The sequence below is a fragment of the Methylobacterium sp. 174MFSha1.1 genome (assembly GCF_900116815.1).
GTDB lineage: Bacteria > Pseudomonadota > Alphaproteobacteria > Rhizobiales > Beijerinckiaceae > Methylobacterium.
This window is the reverse complement of record NZ_FPCB01000051.1, coordinates 23,827-41,426: the sequence shown is the minus strand read 5'-3', so window position 1 is coordinate 41,426 and position 17,600 is coordinate 23,827. Positions and strand designations below refer to the sequence as shown.

Sequence of the window (17,600 nt, the reverse complement as noted above, 5' to 3'; positions counted from 1 at the left end):
GCACCCCTTGGTGGCCCGCCGTCGTCCTCGTCGCATCAACCGCGGCGGCACGACGGCATCAGAGGCCGGATACATGACTGCTCCTGAACCGACTGGCTCAAACCGATGCTCACAAACCCTTGCGAAACGGGGGCCGTCCATACATGACGCGGAGTGTCGTCGATGGCGTCGGCCTATTCGTCATTGGCCGTGATGCGCGCCCCTCACACCCTCATCGGCATCAGCACGTAGAGCGCCGGCGCGCCCTCGCGGTCCTGGATCACCGTCGGCGAGCCCGGATCGGCGAGGCGGAACAGCGCGGTGTCGCCGTCGAGCTGGGCCGTGATGTCGAGGAGGTAGCGGGCGTTGAAGCCGATATCGAGCGGACCGGATTCGTAATCGACGTCGAGCTCCTCGGTCGCCGAGCCCGAATCCGGGTTGTTGACCGAGAGCGACAGGCGCCCGTCGGTCATGGCGAGCTTCACCGCCCGGCCGCGCTCGGAGGAGATGGTCGAGACGCGGTCGACAGCCTTGGCGAACTGGTCGCGCTCGACCGTCAGGCGCTTGTCGTTGCCGGTCGGGATGACGCGCTGGTAGTCCGGGAAGGTGCCGTCGATGAGCTTCGAGATCAGGGTGACGCCCGACGAGAAGCTGAAGCGGACCTTGGCCGAGGAAATCTCGACGCCGACGGTCTCGCCACCGTCCTCGACGAGCTTCTGGATCTCGGCCACGGCCTTGCGCGGCACGATGATGCCCGGCATGCCGCCGCTGCCCTCCGGCGCCTCCATCTGGACGCGGGCGAGGCGGTGGCCGTCGGTGGCGACCGCCCGCAGCTTGAGCGAGCCTTCCGCCTCGATGGTGTGGAAGAAGATGCCGTTGAGGTAGTAGCGCGTCTCCTCGGTGGAGATCGCGAACTGGGTCTTGTCGATCAGGCGCTTGAGGTCGACGGCCGGCAATTCGAAGCGGTGCGGCAGCTCGCCGGCGGCGAGATCGGGGAAATCGGCCTCGGGCAGGGCGCCGAGGGTGAAGCGCGAGCGGCCGGAGCGGATCAGCATCTGGCCGGTCTCGCCGCTGGTCTCGAGCGAGACCTGGGCGCCGTCGGGCAGCTTGCGCACGATGTCGTAGATGACGTGGGCCGGCACCGTGATGGCGCCGCCATCGACCACGTCGGCGGGGATCGTCTCGGTCACCTCGATGTCGAGGTCGGTGGCCTTGAGCTGGAGGCCGTCCGGCCCGGAGCGCAGCAGGACGTTCGACAGGATCGGGATCGTGTTGCGCCGCTCCACGACGCGGTGCACGTGGCCGAGCGACCGAAGAAGGGCCGCGCGCTCGACGGTGACTTTCATCAGGGTGATCCGTGTCTCGTACGGCCGGCCTCCCGCGAAGGCCGGCAAAGGCAAACGTTGCCCCGTGCACGCACGGGACCGGAACTTTGGCGAAGGCGCATCCCGAAGGCAAGCCGGGGCCCGTTGCCGGGCTCCGGCCTGCCTTCGGTCTCCCGTCCTCAATCCTGGAGCATGCGCTTCAGGAGCTCGACCTCGTCGCAGAGCGCCGTGTCCTCGCCGATCGCCTTCTCGATCTTGCGCACCGCGTGCAGCACCGTGGTGTGGTCGCGCCCGCCGAAGCGCCGGCCGATCTCCGGCAGGGAGCGGAGCGTCAGCACCTTCGAGAGGTACATGGCGATCTGGCGCGGCTTGACCACCGCGGCGGTGCGGCGCTCGGAGAGGATGTCGGAGCGCGAGACGTTGTAGCGGCTCGCCACCAGCTTCTGGATGTCCTCGATCTTGACCCGCTTCGGCTCGCGGTTCTTCACGAGGTCGCGGATCGCCGTCTCGGCGGTGTCGAGGGTGACGGGCGCCCCGGTCAGCGTTGCGTGGGCGAGCAGCCGGTTGACCGCGCCTTCGAGGTCGCGGCCGTTGGCGGTGATGGCCTTCGCGACGTACTCGGCCACCGCCGGGCCGACCTCGAAGGCCGGGTGCGAGGCCCGCACCGCCTCCAGGCGCGATTGCAGGATCGAGGCACGCAGGGCCTCGTCGAGGGTGCCGATCTCGACCACGAGGCCGCCGGCGAGGCGCGAGCGCACCCGCTCGTCGAGGGCCTCCAGCTCGGTCGGCGGCCGGTCGGCCGCCACCACCACCTGGCGCCCGGCATCGATGAGGGCGTTGAGGGTGTGGCCGAACTCGGCCTGGATCGAGCGGCCCTGGATGAACTGCACGTCGTCGAGGATCAGGACGTCGATCGCCCGCAGCTTCTCCTTGAAGGCCAGCGCGCTCTGGGTCTTCAGCGCGTTGACGAAGCCGTACATGAAGCGGTCGGCGGTGAGGTAGATCACCCGCCGTCCGGAATTCTTCACCGCGTGGCCGATGCCGTGGAGAAGGTGCGTCTTGCCCAAGCCGACGCCGGCATGGAAGTAGAGCGGGTTGTAGAGCGCCGGTCCGCCGTCGTGCCGGGCGACCCGCTCGGCGGCGGCATGCGCCAGCGCGTTCGAGCGGCCGACCACGAAGCTCTCGAAGGTCAGGCGTGCATCGAGGGGTGCGCCGCCGAGATCGCCCTCGGGGGCGCCCCCGCGGGTGGCGCGCTCGGGCTCCGGCGCCTCGGCGGCCGCGCTCGGACTTGCCACCGGGCGCGGGCTCGCGGCGGGCTTCGTCAGCGCCGCGGCGCCGGGACGGGCCGGCGCCATCGCGCCGCGCACCCCGACCTCCAGGCTCTCGATGCCGTCGGCCTCGCTGCGGAAGGTGGCGAGCACACGGTCGAGGTAGTGCGACTCGATCCAGCTCTTCAGGAACCGGGTCGGCACCGTCAGGCGGGCGACGCCGCCGGAGACCTCCTGCAATTCGAGCCGGGCGAACCAGCTCGCGAACACGTCCTCGCCGAGTTCCGCCCGCAGGCGGCGCTTCACCCGTTGCCAGGCTCCCGTGATTTCGCCCCGGCCGTCATCGCCGTTGCCGCCACGGCCGGAGCCGACTCCTTCCGCCAAGCTGCCGTCCACACGCATGACTGGTCCCTTCTCGGCCCGGTGGCGGCTGCCCGCTCCCGGCCCGTACGCAGATACGCTTGCCGCCATGACCCCGGACGAGGGGTTGGGCGGCCGGGTCGAAGGTCCGGGAAATCAACTCCTTCCCGGCCGTTTTCCCCGTGGTTCGTCCCGGTCTATCAACAACTGGTCTCGTTTCTCTTAAGGACCCCGGCTGTTTGAAATCCGCGAGGCGCCGCCGCAGGTTGGCGGCAGGCCGCGGCGTCTCCGCGGCGGATGCGCCGCGAAACCGAACCGGTTCGTCGATCGAGAGCGGGACGAGACCCGCGCGAGCGGCGGGGTGAGGAAAAGTATGGCCTCCGGGGGAAGCTTCGCAACAGGAACGATCGGCGGCAGGGTGAACCGATCGTTACGCCGTTCCCCCGCCCACGCCCGGTCCACAGCTTGTCCGGCGGCAAGGTCCTGGAATCGTGATCGTTTCGTTGGAGTGCGCGTTCAGCTGGTCAAAGACTGCTGTGGGTTCAACGGCTTGTCGAGAACGGGGAGGGCGCCGGGGACAGGCCGGTGGAAACCGCCGCCGTGTCGTCCGCGCACTTGACAGGGGCGCCGCCCGCTCCATGCCAGGGCAGCACCGTCAGCTCGGGCCAGAGGGCCCGCATCCGCGCGGCCTTGGCGTCGTAGGCCGGCGCGTTGGCCAGCACGGGATTGGGGCGCAGCACCAGGCCGAACAGGTCGGCGAGGCCGAAGGGCGCGGCGATCGAGAGGCCGTCATCCGCCTCCAGCCGCACCCCGACCGCGTGGACGATCGCCGCGTAGCGGGAGAGCGCCGCGTCGGCCGACGGCAGGGGAGGGTAGGGGGAACCGAAGCGGCCCTCGAACCAGAGATGGACCCGGGCCTGGTTGCGGATCTCGACCGGGCCGACGCAAGGCGTGAGGACGGGCGCGGCGCGGCGCAGGACCGCGTCCTCGGCCTCCCAGGACAGGTCGGCGTCGAAGTAGATCAGGTCGTAGTCGCGGATGCCGTGCCCGCGCGGCCGGCCGGTCAGGACGTTCCACACCGTCTGGTAGAGGCAGCCGGCGACGAGGCGCCATTGCGGCAGGGCGAGGCCGCGGGCGGCCTCGAGCAGCCGCATCAGGTCCGGATCGGCCCGGACGATCGCCGCGAGCCGCCGGTAATGCTCCGTTTCCGTGGCGCTCACGGGCAGGCGTCCTCGACCCGTCGGGCGTTCACGCGCCGGTATATTCTGCCCATCCGGCGCTCATGCGCCGGTGTACTCGGCCCAGGACATCGGCGTCTCGAACACCTTGACCGAGGACAGGAGCGGCAGGGCCGGCCGGGTCTTCTCCCAGATCCAGACCGCGATGTGCTCGGCGGTGGGGTTCTCGAGGCCCGGCACCTCGTTGAGGCAGTAATGGTCGAGGCGCTCGAGCACCGGGCCGAAGGCGCCCTCGACGTCGAAGAAATCCACCACCCAGCCGGTCTCCGGGTCGACCGGCCCGTCGAGGGTCAGTTCCACCCGGTAGGAATGACCGTGCATGCGGTGGCAGCGATGGGTCGGGGGCACGTTCGGCAGCCGGTGCGCCGCCTCGAACGTGAAGGCCTGGGTGATCTTCATCTGTGCATGGTTCTGGGAATTGCGGTCGGGCCGCCCCTTAGCACCGATGGCCCGGCGGGCGAACCCTCGTGCAACAGAACCGATCGATCGTCCGCGTCGATCGATCAGACCGCAAGGCGACAATTCTCCTCGTCATCCCGGGGCCGCGCGGCGGAACCCGGGATCCATAACCGCTGACGCTTCAGAAGAGGTCGGGACGCACACCTCTCCATCCGGCACCGTCAGCGGTTATGGATCCCGGGTTCTCGCCTCCGGCGAGCCCCGGGATGACTCGGAGGGTTTGAATTCGGTGCGCCGACCAGACGGTCTTTTCAGACTGGGTTGCGGATGTGAGGAGCCGAACAGAATGCCGGCCCTCACGGGATCCCGATCAGCTTGTGGGTCTGCAGGCTCAGGCGCCAGCGCGCGTCGCGCAGGCAATGCTCCACCGCGGCCTGCGTGTTGGCGACCCGGTCCGGCCCGTCCATCGGCTGCAGCCAGAGGTGCCGGAAGTCGAGTTCGGCGAGGGCGTCCGGGTCGAGGCCGGCCTGGGGGAAGACGAGCTTCAGCTCGTCGCCGCGGGTGAGGTGCAGGGGCGCGCCAGCCTTGGGGCTGACGCAGACCCAGTCGATCCCCGACGGCGCAGCTTGCGTGCCGTTGGTCTCCACCGCCGCCTCGAAGCCCCGGGCATGGACGGCGGCGAGCAGCGCCTCGTCGAGCTGCAACAGCGGCTCGCCGCCGGTGAACACCACGTAGCGCCGGCCGCGGGCCCCGTTCCAGGTCCGCTCGATCGCCCCGGCCAGCGCCTCCGCGTCGGAGAAGCGGCCGCCCCCGATGCCGTCGGTGCCGACGAAATCGGTGTCGCAGAAGCGGCAGACGGCCTCCGGCCGGTCGGCCTCGCGGCCGCTCCACAGGTTGCAGCCGGCGAAGCGGCAGAACACCGAGGCGCGCCCGGCCTGGGCGCCCTCGCCCTGGAGGGTGTGGAAGATCTCCTTGACGGCGTAGCTCATGATGTCGATCGTCGGGCGGTGCCGGTCATCGGCATCGCCCGCGTTGCTCCATGTCGTTTCGTGCGGTCGTCCTGCCGTGTCAGATGAGGGCTGCGCCTGCAAGGGCACAGGGCGCAACGCTGCCCGCTTCCCGATGCCGTCTCCAAAGCTGTGGGCGGTTCTGTGGACGGAGACGGGATGGCAGCGCCGCCATGCTCCCGCCACGGATGGTGCGTTGATGGGGGCGTCGCGCGGCGCTGTCAAAAGCTGTGCCGTTGCCCTACAATCACGGTCGGTCCGCCATGCGGTGCCCGGGGCGGCGTGACCGGACGGCCTCACAGCCGAGGCCGGACGGTCGCGAGAGGCGCTGCAGGGTGGCACCGGCACGACGGGAACCCATCGGAATGTTCACAGCTGCGCTGCTGCCGCGCCTCGCCGGACGCCTCCTCGGCCTCGGCGCTCTTCTGGCCGCCGGGACGGCGGGGGCGGTCACCGCGCCGATGCTGGTCGTCGACGTCGATTCCGGCAAGGTGATCTTCAGCCAGGGCGCCACCGATCCGTGGTACCCGGCCTCGATCACCAAGCTGATGACGACCTACGTCGCCCTCGACATGGTGCGCCAGGGCCGCGCCTCGATGGACCAGCTGCTCACCATCTCGGAGGCCGCCGCGGCCGAGCCGCCCTCGAAGATGGGCTTCAAGCCCGGCACCCAGCTCACCCTCGACAACGCCCTCAAGATCATCATGGTGAAGTCGGCCAACGACGTCGCCTGGGCGATCGGCGAGAATCTCGGCGGCTCGATCGAGGGCTTCGCCGATCGGATGAACGAGACCGCGCAGCGCCTCGGCATGCGCGACAGCCACTGGTACAACCCCAACGGCCTGCCCGACCCGCGGCAATGGACCTCGGCCCGCGACATGGCCGTCCTCGGCCGGGCGCTCCTGCGCGACTTCCCCGAGAACCGCGACCTGTTCTCGATCTCGGCGATCCAGTTCGGCCGCGCGGTGATGCCGAACCACAACGGCCTGCTCGGCCGCTACGCCGGCGTCGACGGGATGAAGACCGGCTTCATCTGCTCGGGCGGCTTCAACGTGGTGGCGAGCGCCAACCGCAACGGCCGGCGCATCCTCACGGTGGTGATGGGCCAGGCGAGCGCCCGCGAGCGCGACCTGAAGGCCGCCGACCTGTTCGATTACGGCTTCGGCCAGTCGACCTTCGGCTGGGGCGGCCAGACGCTCAACGAGATGCCGGTATCGAGCATCGCGAGCCCGCCGGACATGCGGCCCTACATCTGCGACAAGCGCCGGCCGATGCCGACCGATGCGGATTCCTCCGCCGTGACCGCCGGCGCCGCCGCCGGGGGCAACGCCGACAACGCCAACGCCCAGCTGATGGCGGTCGGCGCGCAGCCCTCCTCGGCCCTGGCCTTCGCCACCATGAACAGCGCGGCCCTGCGCAACCGCGCCCTGCCGCCCCGCGCCCCGTTGCAGCCGGTGCTGGTCTGGACCGGCCGCGACCCGGCCGAGAGCGCCATCGCGGCGACCGACGAGGCGGCGCCGGCCAAGCCGGTTACCCCGCGGGTGAAGGTCGCCAAGCCTGCGATCCAAAAGACCGCGCCGCACAAGCCAGCCCCGAGCCGCAGCATCGCGGCGACCGGCGCCACCGTGCCGCAGCCGAAGCTCCTCGCCCGCCAGAGGGGCGCGGCGCCGGCCTCGGCCTCGGCCTTCGCCTCCACCGGCCCGGCCACCTCGGTGATCGCCGAGCCGAAGCCCGCCCACAAGGCCGCTGCGAAACCCGCGGCGAAGCCGGCCGCCAAGGACGTCAAGCCTGCGGCGAAGCCCGAGGCCAAGGCGAAGGCCAAGCCGATCGTGAAGTCGGCCCGCAAGAAGGACGACTGAGCCGGTGGCCGCGCGCGCGGCACCGGTCTTCTGCTCCGACGGCGCCCTGGCCTATCGCCGCAGCCGGACCCGGTTCGTGCCCGGCGAGGGCCTCGTCCTCGACGAGGCCTACCGCCTGGCGCACCTGCCCCTGGTCGCGCCCGATCACCCGGCCGTAATCCCGGAGAGAGACGGCCGATACTACGCGCGCGGGCGCCATCCCCGGGTCGTCTCGCTGGTGCTGCCGGTGCCGCACGCGTCCCTCGCCGTCGCCCCGGCCCATGCCGCGCTGGAGCGCGAGCTGCGCGCCGCGCCCTTCGCCCACAAGATCGCCTGGGACGTGGCCGCGCGCCGTACGGAGCGCCTGCACGCGACCCTGTGCGGCTCGCTCGCCGTCGGTCCCACGGCGGAGCCGGTGCTCACGCCGGCGCAGCGGACGGCGCTCGCCGGCTTCGGTCCGGTCACGGTCGAGCTGCGCGGCCTGTTCTCCGGCAACGTCAATCTCGGCCGGCTGTACCTGCGAGCCTACCCTGAGTGCCGTAACGGGGTGGACCGGCTGGCGGAGATCCAGCGGATCATGGGCCGCCCGCCGAACGGTCTCTACGTCGTCGGCCTGCACGCCCTGACCGACGACCTCGACCCGCGAGAGGCCGCGAGCCTCGCCATGCTGATCGACCGCTGGTGGGACCGGCCGATCCTGCGCCTGACGCTCGACGCGCTGTGGCTGCTGTGGGCCACCGACGACCAGGTCCTCGACGGCGGGGTGCTGGAGCGGGTGCCGCTCACCGGTACCGCGGACCGGGATTGACGTTCCGCGGCCGGATGCGCAGTTCGCGGAGTCACAGTCCGACGAGACCACCCATGACCGACACCCCCGGCCGCCCGGCCCCGATCCCGCTCACGATCCTCACCGGCTTCCTCGGCGCCGGAAAGACCACCCTGCTCAACCGGCTGCTGCGCGCCCCGGAGCTCGCCGACACTGTGGTGATCGTCAACGAGTTCGGCGAGGTCGGGCTCGACCACCTGCTGATCGAGACCGTGGACGAGGGGATGATCCTGCTCGGGGCCGGCTGCCTGTGCTGCACCGTGCGGGGCGACCTGATCGCGACGCTGGAGGACCTGCTGCGCAAGCGCGACAACGGCCGCATCCAGCTTTTTCGCCGGGTGGTGATCGAGACCACCGGCCTCGCCGATCCGGCGCCGATCCTGCACGCGCTGCTCTACCACCCCTACGTGGCGATGCGGTACGCGCTCCAGGGCGTGGTCACGGTGGTGGATGCGGTCAACGGCGACGGTACCCTCGACGCCCATCCTGAGGCCCTGCGCCAGGCCGCGGTGGCGGACCGGCTGGTCGTGACCAAGTCCGACCTCGCGGGCGAAGAGGCCGACGCCCTGCGCGCGCGCTTGCGCCGGATCAATCCGGGCGCCACGATCCTGGCTCCGGACGCGCCGGCGGACGCGCTGCTCGGCGGATTGTTCGACCTCGACGGCAAGGTGGCCGACGTGCGGGCCTGGCTCGGGGCGGAGGACAGGCACCACGACCATCACCACCACCATGGTCACGATCATCACGGTCACGACCATCATCACGGCCACCACCACCACGACGTCAACCGGCACGACGCGGCGATCCGGGCCTTCCACCTGGTGAGCGACGAGCCGGTGCCGCGGGCGGCCTTCGAGATGTTCCTCGACCTGCTGCGCTCGGCCCACGGCCCCAAGCTCCTGCGCCTGAAGGGGCTGGTGGCGCTCGCCGACGATCCCGGCCGCCCGGTGGTGGTGCACGGGGTGCAGCACGTCGTCCACACGCCCGCCACCCTGCCGGCCTGGCCCGACGGCGACACCCGCTCGCGGCTGGTCCTGATCGTGCGCGACCTCGATCCCGCCTTCGTGCGCCGGCTCTGGGACGCCTTCCTGGGCCGGCCAAGCGTCGACGCGCCGGACGCCGCGGCGCTGACCGGCAACCCCCTGGCGATTCCGGGCGGCTGATCGCGGGGCCCGATCCCGCTCCGGGCCGGCACGGCACTTGAACCGTCCCGTCCGGCGCGGCCGTTGGGGCCGCGCCGCCGTCCCATTCCGGGACGGATGACCCGGAACGAGGCTGCGATGGGCACTTCCTTGACGCTGATCGAGGGCGGGCTGGCCGGTGCGGTGGGCCTGCGGGCGGAGCTGCGCCACCCCGCCTCGCTGCGCGAGCCGGAGGTCGAGGCGTGGCGCAGCCTGATGGCCCGGGCCGTAGAGCCGAGCGTCTACGCCGATCCGGACTTCACCCTGACGGTGGCGCAGCACCTCGCCGACGGCCAGACCCTGGCCCTGCTGATGGTGTGGCAGGACGGCCTGCGCGCCCCGGTCCTGCGCGGCGTGCTGCCGCTGCGGCTGCCGGCGCGCCAGGGCCTCGCCGGAAGCGCCCGGCTCTGGCGCCTGCCACTCGCCGGCACCGCCGAGGCGGCGGTCGATGCCGGCCACGCCGCCACGGTGCTCCGCGCCGCCCTCGACCACCTGCGGGGATCGCGACTGCGCCTCGTCGACCTGCACTGGCCGGACCTGCGGCCGGATTCGGGGCTGGCGGTTGCCCTCGGCGAGGCCGCGGGCGCCACCGGGCGGCGCCTCGCGATCGCCGACCAGGCCGAGGCGCCCGCGCCCGAGCCGGCTCCCCTGACCCTGCCGGCCGGCCGGACCTCGCTGGAGCGGGTGCGCGACCCGGCGCGCCTGCGCGACGCGGTCGAGCATTTCCTGGTGCTCGATGCGCGGCGCGGCGCCGGCAGCCTCCTCGCCGAGCCCGCGGCGGCGACGGCGTTCCGGGTGGTGACCCGGCGCTTCGCCCACCGCCGGCAGGCCTGCGTCGATCTGGTGCGGCGGGACGGGGAGGTGGTGGCGGCGGCCGTGCACCTCGCGACCGGGCGGCACGACACGATCTGGCGCCAGGCGGGCCTGTGCCTGGCGCAGGGCCCGGCGCCGGTGGCGTCGCCCGCCCGCGTCGAGGCCGTGGTGACGGTGGAGGCGCTGGCCGCCGCCCGGCCGAAGCCGACGGGCCTGCGCCGCCTGATGCGCCTGCGGGCCTGAGCCGGGGTTAAGGGCTACTCGTCCTCGCCGAAGCGGTTGGCGAGGAGGGCGGCGATCGCCTCCATGCAGGAATCCTGGTCCGGCCCGAGCGCCGTGACCCGGATGCTGGTGCCCTGCGCCGCCCCGAGGGTGAGCAGGCCCATGATCGAGCGCCCGCCCACCGTCTCGCCGCCCCGGCTCACCGTGACCTCCGAGCCGAATTTCTCGACCGTCTGCACGAACTTGGCGGAGGCCCGGGCGTGCAGGCCGCGGCGGTTGATGATCGGCAGGTCGCGGGCGCTGGCGCCCTCGGGGATCGGCGGCAGCTCGCCGTCCTCGTCGTCTGTGTCGGCAAAGGGCGTCATCGTGGGGGGCACCTGCTCGGACCCGGTTCGGACCTGCCTAGCGGTCGTCCGGCTCTCGCGCGCATCATCGGGAAACGGCCGGTTACGGTAACCGGACGTTTGCAGAAAGCTAGAGCATTTTCCGACGAAGTGGACACCGGTTCGTCGAAGAAAATGCGGCAGAATGAAAGACCTAGAGCGCCAATCGATCGCAACGCGATCGGACGGCGCTCTGGAACGGATGACGCGGGAATCGAGCGCTTCGTCGAGCGCTCGGACGCTCGCCCGGCCTACTTGCCGGCGAGCACCCGCGAGGCGACGTTGATGTACTTGCGCCCCGCCTCCTGGGCGTGAAGCACCGCCTCGCCCAGGGATTCTTCGTCGCGCACGCTGGCGAGCTTGATCAGCATCGGCAGGTTGATGCCGGCGACCACCTCGACCGAGCCGCCGTTCATGCAGGAGAGGGCGAGGTTCGAGGGCGTGCCCCCGAACATGTCGGTCAGCACGACGACGCCCTCCCCGGTATTCACCCGGCACACCGCCGACATGATGTCCTTGCGACGGACCTCCATGTCGTCCTCGGGGCCGATGGTGATGGTCTCGAGCTGATCCTGCGGCCCCACGACGTGCTCCAGCGCGGCCTTGAATTCCGTCGCGAGCAGGCCGTGGGTGACGAGCACCATTCCAATCATCGACACGAGTTCCGACGCCCCGTTGGAGCCGAGCCGCCATTTTGTGCAGCGCAAAGGCGAGCGCAAGAGCAATGCGGCGAAATCCGCATCAATCGGTCATCATCATGACACGGAGGCGGCGCCAACGCCACATCACCGTTGCGGCCCGGCTCGGGTCCGGCGACAGGACCATTCTCGGCAGGGCCGCCCCCTGGAGACGAATCGTCTCCGCCCCCTCCTCGGGCATCCGCGGGGCGGCCTCCTGGAGGTCGACGACGAGGCGCAGGACCGCGGAAGGCACCGTGGCCTCAACAGGTTGCAGGCCGAGGCCGCGGATCTCGATGAGGCCCGCGAGCGCCGGGTGCGGGGCGGCGACGAGGCGCCCGTGCCGCGGCGTCAGGGTCACGCGGTCGTCGCCGACCAGCGCCGTGAAGACGCCGGAGATAGCGCCGAGCCCCAGGAGGTCACGCACCAGGGTCGATTTGCCGCTCCCCGCCGCCCCCCGGATCAGGATCCCGTCCTCGCCCAGCACCACGCAGCTGGCGTGGACGGCACCCACTCAGCGGCTCTGGGCCGGGATGCGGACGATGAAGCGGGCGCCGAGCAGGGCCGGCTCGCCGTCCTCGCCGAGCGGCCCGAGGCGGTTCTCGGCCCGGATCGTGCCGCGATGGGCCTGGACGATCTGGCGCGAGATCGAGAGGCCGAGGCCCGAATTCTGGCCGAAACCCTGCTCCGGCCGGTCGGTGTAGAAGCGCTCGAAGATCCGCTCCAGGGCGTGGGGCGGGATGCCCGGACCGTCATCCTCCACGGTCAGCTCGACGGCGTTGCGCCGGCGCCGCAGCGCCACCCGGACGCTGGCGCCCTTCGGCGAGAACGAGCGGGCATTGTCGAGCAGGTTGTTGACCACCTGGCCGAGCCGGCTGTCGTGGCCGAGGATCGCGAACGGGTCGTCGAGGCCGGAAGGGGCCGGCTCGACCGTGAGGTCGATGGCGGCGTCGCCCCGGCGCCGGCGCTCGTTGGCGACCGACACCACCGTGGTGATCAGCTTCCTCAGGTCGACGCGGCCGGCCTCGGCCCGGGCGAGTTCCGCGTCGAGGCGCGAGGCGTCGGCGATGTCGCTGATCAGCCGGTCGAGGCGCTTCACGTCGTGCTGGATCACCTGCATCAGCCGACCGCGCGATTCGTCGGTCTTGGCGAGCGGCAGGGTCTCGACGGCGCTGCGCAGCGAGGTGAGCGGGTTCTTCAGCTCGTGCGAGACGTCCGCCGCGAAGTTCTCGATCGCGTCGAGGCGGCGGTAGAGCGCCTGGGTCATGTCGCGCAAAGCCCCCGAGAGGTGGCCGATCTCGTCGGTGCGCCGGGTGAAGTCGGGGATCTCCTGGCGCGACTTGATGCCGGTGCGCACCCGCTCGGCGGCCTCGGCGAGGCGCCCGACCGGGCCGACGATCTGGCCGGCGACCAGCATCGACAGCACCACCATCACGAGGGCCGCGATGATGAAGACCTGCAGGAGCGAGAAGCGCTCGGCGGCGATGATCTTGTCGATGTCGCCTTCCTGGGTCGAGAGCAGCAGGGCGCCCCGGACGGTGCGGCCGCGCTGGATCGGCACCGCCACCGACACGATGGTCTCGCCCGGGCCGTTGCGGCGCACCAGCGTGCCGCGGGCGCCGGCCAGCGCCCGCTGCACCTCCGGCAGGGTGCGCCCGTCGGCGGGGCCCGGCTCGTCGGCGGAGGAGGGGCGGCCGAGGCCCGGCACGTGGCTGCGCACGGCGTTCCAGGCCTGTTCGATCAGGTTCGGGCTGTCCTTGCGGGCCGGCGGCGGGTCGCGGCTGAGGTCGCCGCGGATGTAGAGGCCCCGGGAGTCGATCAGCATCGTGCCGTCGCGGTCGTAGACCCGGGCGCGGGTGCCGGTCGGGGTGATCAGGCGGCGCAGGAGCGGGGCGACCCGCTCCGGGTTGAGGGAGAATTCGAGGCCCGACGGCGCCTCGTCGCCGTAGGCCCCCGCCTCGCCGGCCTGGAGCTGGAGCAGGCGGTCGGGATCGATGGTGATCGCGTCGGTGTCGACGGTGGCCGAGGCCGCGATGGCGCCGGCGATGATGTCGCCCTGCGTGAGCAGGCTCTGCACCCGCGCCTCGATCAGGCCTTGCCGGAACTGGTTGAGGTAGAGGAAGCCGATCAGCAGCGCGATCAGCCCGGCGAGGTTCAGGACCACGATGCGCCGGGTCAGGCTCGAGGCGAAGCGCTGCGCGATCCACCGCCGGACCGTCCGCAGGCCGAACGGCTCGCGCGCGGCCTCGGCATCGGGGTCGATCTCGCTCGACGGCCTCGGACCCGAACCGCCGAGGAGGCGGCCCCGGGTCAATCCCTTGCTGGCGAGCAGGCGGCGCACGGCGCCGAGAGCCGATCCGTCGCTCACGCGGTCACATCTCTGCTGGTCAAGCGACTCACATTTCCTTGAAACGGTAGCCGACGCCGTACAGCGTCTCGATCATGTCGAAGCTGTTGTCGGTCACCTTGAACTTCTTGCGCAGGCGCTTGATGTGGCTGTCGATGGTGCGGTCGTCGACGTAGACCTGGTCGTCGTAGGCCGCGTCCATCAGGGCGTTGCGGCTCTTCACGACGCCGGGGCGCTGGGCGAGCGCCTGCAGGATCAGGAACTCGGTCACGGTCAGCGTCACCGGCTCGCCCTTCCAGGTGCAGGTGTGGCGCTCCGGATCCATCATCAGCTGGCCGCGCTCCAGCGAGCGGGCGGCGGCGGCCTCCGCCTCGCGGGCCGAGGCGCCGGGCCCGGCCTCCTTGGCGGCGAAGCGGCGCAGGACCGCCTTGACGCGCTCGACCAGCAGGCGCTGCGAGAACGGCTTCCGGATGAAGTCGTCGGCGCCCATCTTGAGGCCGAACAGCTCGTCGATCTCCTCGTCCTTCGAGGTCAGGAAGATCACCGGCAGGTCGGATTTCTGGCGCAGGCGGCGCAGCAGCTCCATCCCGTCCATGCGCGGCATCTTGATGTCGAAGATCGCGAGGTCGGGCGGCGAGTGCTTCAGCCCGTCGAGGGCGGAGGCTCCGTCGGTGTAGGTCTGGATCCGGTAGCCCTCGGTCTCCAGGGCGATCGACACGGAGGTCAGGATGTTGCGGTCGTCATCGACGAGGGCGATGGTCGGCATGGGCGTTCCCTGGGGCGCGGGCGTCGCCCGCAGGACATACCGGCCCTGCTGAACGCCACCCGACTGAAACCGGTTCCGGGGCAGATCTCGCGTGCCGCCGCCCCCGTCCGGAAAAAGGCTGGACAGTGGCGACGACGCCACGATTCGGACTCCCTTAAGGCCATCCCGCCGAAAAAGCGAGCACCCGTGGCGAGGCGGCCACAGGCGGGGCAGGCGGCCGGCCCCGCTCGCCGCGGCGTCGCGCGGCTCTGGCCCGGCTTGCCGCGGCGTCGCGCGGCCTGGACGGGCCCGTCCGCCGGCGCCAAGGTAGGGCACGAGGCAAGCGGGGCGAGAGGGACGGTATGGCGGAGGGAGAGAGGAAGCAGGCCGCGCCGCTGCCGGCCGCCGAGGCGCCGTTCGACGCGATCGGCCTCGCCAAGTCCCTGCTGCGGACAGTGCGCTCGGGCGCCCTCGCGACGCTGGAGCGGGACGGTGGCGCGCCCTTCGCGTCGCTCGTCACGGTGGCGACGGATGCCGACGGGACGCCGCTCCTGCTGCTCTCGCGCCTCTCGGCCCACACCCTCAACCTCGAGGCCGATCCGCGCTGCTCGCTGCTGCTGAGCCCGGGCGGCAAGGGCGATCCGCTCGCCCATCCGCGCCTGACCGTGACGGGTGCGGCGGAGCGGACGACCGAGACGCGGGTGCGGACGCGCTTCCTCGCCCGCCATCCGAAGGCCGCGCTCTACGCCGATTTCCCGGATTTCGCGTTCTTCCGCCTCGCGGTCCGGGCCGGCCACCTCAACGGCGGCTTCGCGCGTGCCGCGACGCTGACGGCAGGGGAACTCCTCACCGACCTCTCGGGGCTCGACGGGCTCGCCGAATCCGAGCCGGGCGCCGTCGCCCACATGAACGAGGACCATGCCGACGCCGTCGCGCTCTACGCCACGCGGCTCGCCGGAGAGGAGCCCGGACCGTGGCGCCTGACCGGCTTCGACCCGGAGGGGCTCGACCTGATGGCCGGCGACCGCACCGCCCGGGTCGTGTTTCCGGAGCGCCTGGCCGGCCCCGCCGCCCTGCGCCCCACCCTGGTGGCGATGGCGGCGCAGGCGCGCGCCGTCCCAGGTTCCTGACACAAAGTCGAGCCTGTCAGGGGCGCTCACGGCGAATTCGATTGAACCGTGAAGGTTCGCCACCTACTAAAGCAGCCCATCGAGGCCCCTTGATCGGCCTCGGCGCGGGGGCGCGCGACCTGCTAGGACAGGCACGGTCGCCGCACCGGACGCGAGCGTGAAGTCATTCGGCCCGATCCGGACCGGCGACGCCGGATTCTCCAAGGTCGGCGCCAGGAGGAACAGGCGTGAACGACATCGGCGTATTCAACGAGGCGTTCGGCGCCGACAAGATCGGCCTCCGCAACCTCAAACGCGTCAACTGGAACCTGGAGGCCCCGAGCCTCTACGAGCACGCGCTGCAGCGCGGCGAGGCCCAGCTCGCCGCCGGCGGTGCCCTGGTCGCCGAGACCGGCATCCATACCGGCCGCTCGCCCAAGGACAAGTTCGTGGTCCGCGACGCGGATACCGAGAACGAGGTGTGGTGGGAGAACAACGGCGCCATCACCCGGCCCCAGTTCGAGACCCTGTTCGAGGACTTCCTGGCCCATGCCGAGGGGCGTGAGCTCTTCGCCCAGGATCTCGTCGGCGGCGCCGAGGTCGGCCACCGGGTCCGCGCCCGGGTGTTCACCGAATACGCCTGGCACTCGCTGTTCATCCGCAACCTGCTGATCCGCCCGGAGCGCGAGACCCTCGCGACCTTCGAGCCGGAGCTGACCATCATCGACCTGCCGAGCTTCCGCGCCGACCCGGCCCGGCACGGCTGCCGCACCGAGACCGTCATCGCGGTCGACTTCTCGCGCAAGATCGTGCTGATCGGCGGCACCTCCTACGCCGGCGAGATGAAGAAGTCGGTCTTCACCTACCTGAACTACGTGCTGCCCAAGGCTCACGTGATGCCGATGCATTGCTCGGCCAACGTCGGCCACGAGGGCGACTCGGCGCTGTTCTTCGGCCTGTCGGGCACCGGCAAGACCACGCTGTCCTCCGACCCGAACCGGGTGCTGCTCGGCGACGACGAGCACGGCTGGAGCCCGAAGGGCATCTTCAACTTCGAGGGCGGCTGCTACGCCAAGACCATCCGCCTGTCGAAGGAGGCCGAGCCCGAGATCTACTCCACCACCGAGCGCTTCGGCACCGTGATGGAGAACGTCGTCATCGACCCGGTCACCCGCCTGCCGGACTTCGACGACGCCTCGCGCACCGAGAACACCCGCTGCGCCTACCCGCTGCCCTTCATCAGCAACTCGAGCGCCACCGGCCAGGCCGGGCACCCGAAGAACATCGTCATGCTGACCTGCGACGCCTTCGGGGTGCTGCCCCCGATCGCCAAGCTGACCGGCGCCGAGGCGATGTACCACTTCCTCTCGGGCTACACCGCCAAGGTGGCCGGCACCGAGAAGGGGCTGAAGGGCCCGGAGGCGACCTTCTCGACCTGCTTCGGCGCACCGTTCATGCCGCGCCACCCCTCGGTCTACGGCAACCTGCTGCGCGACCTGATCGCCCGCCACCACGTCGATTGCTGGCTGGTCAACACCGGCTGGACCGGCGGCGGCGTCGGCACCGGGCGGCGCATGCCGATCCGGGTCACCCGCCGGCTGCTGACCGCGGCCCTCGACGGCTCGCTCGCCAAGGCGGATTTCCGCCGCGACCCGTATTTCGGCTTCGCGGTGCCGACCTCGGTGCCGGGCGTCGAGCCGCACATCCTGTACCCGGTGAAAACCTGGCAGGATAAGGCCGCCTTCGCCGAGACGGCCAAGAGCCTGGTCGAGATGTTCCAGAACAACTTCAAGCGCTTCGAGGCCCACGTCGACGCCGACGTGCGCGCCGCCGAGCCGACCATGTCGATCGCGGCTTAAACAGCCGGCGTTCGGTGAACCTTA

16 protein-coding genes are annotated in these 17,600 nt (G+C 71.3%); 6 read left to right on the top strand and 10 right to left on the bottom strand.

What is annotated here, in order from left to right; genetic code table 11:
- Nucleotides 1-203: 203 nt before the first annotated feature.
- The 5 genes from dnaN to queE form a co-directional block, all read right to left on the bottom strand.
- On the bottom strand, nucleotides 204-1,325 hold the full coding sequence (gene dnaN, locus BM430_RS30370; protein ID WP_093570941.1) for a DNA polymerase III subunit beta: 1,122 nt from the start codon (nucleotides 1,323-1,325) through the stop codon (nucleotides 204-206).
- Nucleotides 1,326-1,483: 158 nt separating this feature from the next.
- Nucleotides 1,484-2,974 carry a chromosomal replication initiator protein DnaA gene (gene dnaA / locus BM430_RS30365; RefSeq protein ID WP_093570940.1) on the bottom strand — a complete coding sequence of 497 codons (1,491 nt, stop codon included), beginning with the start codon at nucleotides 2,972-2,974 and terminating at the stop codon, nucleotides 1,484-1,486.
- 500 nt (nucleotides 2,975-3,474) lie between these two features.
- The gene (locus BM430_RS30360; RefSeq protein WP_244539732.1) at nucleotides 3,475-4,152 is read right to left on the bottom strand and encodes a nucleotidyltransferase family protein; all 678 of its coding nucleotides are present in this window, start codon (nucleotides 4,150-4,152) and stop codon (nucleotides 3,475-3,477) included.
- A gap of 60 nt (nucleotides 4,153-4,212) precedes the next feature.
- Nucleotides 4,213-4,569, bottom strand: a complete 357-nt coding sequence (gene queD, locus BM430_RS30355) for a 6-carboxytetrahydropterin synthase QueD (RefSeq protein WP_093570939.1) — start codon at nucleotides 4,567-4,569, stop codon at nucleotides 4,213-4,215.
- Between the two features lie 356 nt (nucleotides 4,570-4,925).
- Nucleotides 4,926-5,558, bottom strand: coding sequence for a 7-carboxy-7-deazaguanine synthase (gene queE, locus BM430_RS30350; protein ID WP_093570938.1), 633 nt, complete (start codon nucleotides 5,556-5,558; stop codon nucleotides 4,926-4,928).
- 383 nt (nucleotides 5,559-5,941) lie between these two features.
- Here queE and BM430_RS30345 point away from each other — a divergent pair, with 383 nt between their 5' ends.
- The 4 genes from BM430_RS30345 (at nucleotide 5,942) to BM430_RS30330 (ending at nucleotide 10,477) form a co-directional block, all read left to right on the top strand.
- Complete coding sequence (locus BM430_RS30345) at nucleotides 5,942-7,435, top strand: D-alanyl-D-alanine carboxypeptidase family protein (RefSeq protein WP_177303215.1); 1,494 nt, start codon at nucleotides 5,942-5,944, stop codon at nucleotides 7,433-7,435.
- Between the two features lie 4 nt (nucleotides 7,436-7,439).
- Nucleotides 7,440-8,222, top strand: a complete 783-nt coding sequence (locus BM430_RS30340) for a hypothetical protein (RefSeq protein WP_093570937.1) — start codon at nucleotides 7,440-7,442, stop codon at nucleotides 8,220-8,222.
- A 53-nt stretch (nucleotides 8,223-8,275) separates the two neighbouring features.
- Nucleotides 8,276-9,403, top strand: coding sequence for a CobW family GTP-binding protein (locus BM430_RS30335; RefSeq protein WP_093570936.1), 1,128 nt, complete (start codon nucleotides 8,276-8,278; stop codon nucleotides 9,401-9,403).
- Between the two features lie 117 nt (nucleotides 9,404-9,520).
- Entirely contained in the window at nucleotides 9,521-10,477 is a 957-nt protein-coding gene (locus BM430_RS30330) for a GNAT family N-acetyltransferase (RefSeq protein ID WP_093570935.1), read from the top strand.
- A 14-nt stretch (nucleotides 10,478-10,491) separates the two neighbouring features.
- On the opposite strand, the gene BM430_RS30325 is transcribed toward BM430_RS30330, so the two are convergent.
- The 5 genes from BM430_RS30325 to BM430_RS30305 form a co-directional block, all read right to left on the bottom strand.
- Nucleotides 10,492-10,821 (bottom strand): HPr family phosphocarrier protein, encoded by a 330-nt coding sequence (locus BM430_RS30325; protein ID WP_093570934.1) that lies wholly within the window; start codon nucleotides 10,819-10,821, stop codon nucleotides 10,492-10,494.
- Nucleotides 10,822-11,090: 269 nt separating this feature from the next.
- On the bottom strand, nucleotides 11,091-11,492 hold the full coding sequence (locus BM430_RS30320; RefSeq protein WP_093570933.1) for a PTS sugar transporter subunit IIA: 402 nt from the start codon (nucleotides 11,490-11,492) through the stop codon (nucleotides 11,091-11,093).
- 88 nt (nucleotides 11,493-11,580) lie between these two features.
- The gene (locus BM430_RS30315; protein ID WP_093570932.1) at nucleotides 11,581-12,030 is read right to left on the bottom strand and encodes an HPr kinase/phosphorylase; all 450 of its coding nucleotides are present in this window, start codon (nucleotides 12,028-12,030) and stop codon (nucleotides 11,581-11,583) included.
- The gene (locus tag BM430_RS30310; protein WP_244539734.1) at nucleotides 12,031-13,740 is read right to left on the bottom strand and encodes a sensor histidine kinase; all 1,710 of its coding nucleotides are present in this window, start codon (nucleotides 13,738-13,740) and stop codon (nucleotides 12,031-12,033) included.
- 172 nt (nucleotides 13,741-13,912) lie between these two features.
- Nucleotides 13,913-14,629: a response regulator transcription factor gene (locus BM430_RS30305; RefSeq protein ID WP_048430384.1), complete on the bottom strand. Its 717-nt coding sequence runs from the start codon at nucleotides 14,627-14,629 to the stop codon at nucleotides 13,913-13,915.
- 341 nt (nucleotides 14,630-14,970) lie between these two features.
- Here BM430_RS30305 and BM430_RS30300 point away from each other — a divergent pair, with 341 nt between their 5' ends.
- Together BM430_RS30300 and BM430_RS30295 are read left to right on the top strand one after the other, a co-directional pair.
- The gene (locus tag BM430_RS30300; RefSeq protein ID WP_093570931.1) at nucleotides 14,971-15,738 is read left to right on the top strand and encodes a HugZ family pyridoxamine 5'-phosphate oxidase; all 768 of its coding nucleotides are present in this window, start codon (nucleotides 14,971-14,973) and stop codon (nucleotides 15,736-15,738) included.
- Nucleotides 15,739-15,965: 227 nt separating this feature from the next.
- The gene (locus BM430_RS30295; RefSeq protein WP_093570930.1) at nucleotides 15,966-17,576 is read left to right on the top strand and encodes a phosphoenolpyruvate carboxykinase; all 1,611 of its coding nucleotides are present in this window, start codon (nucleotides 15,966-15,968) and stop codon (nucleotides 17,574-17,576) included.
- The last annotated feature ends 24 nt before the right edge of the window (nucleotides 17,577-17,600 follow it).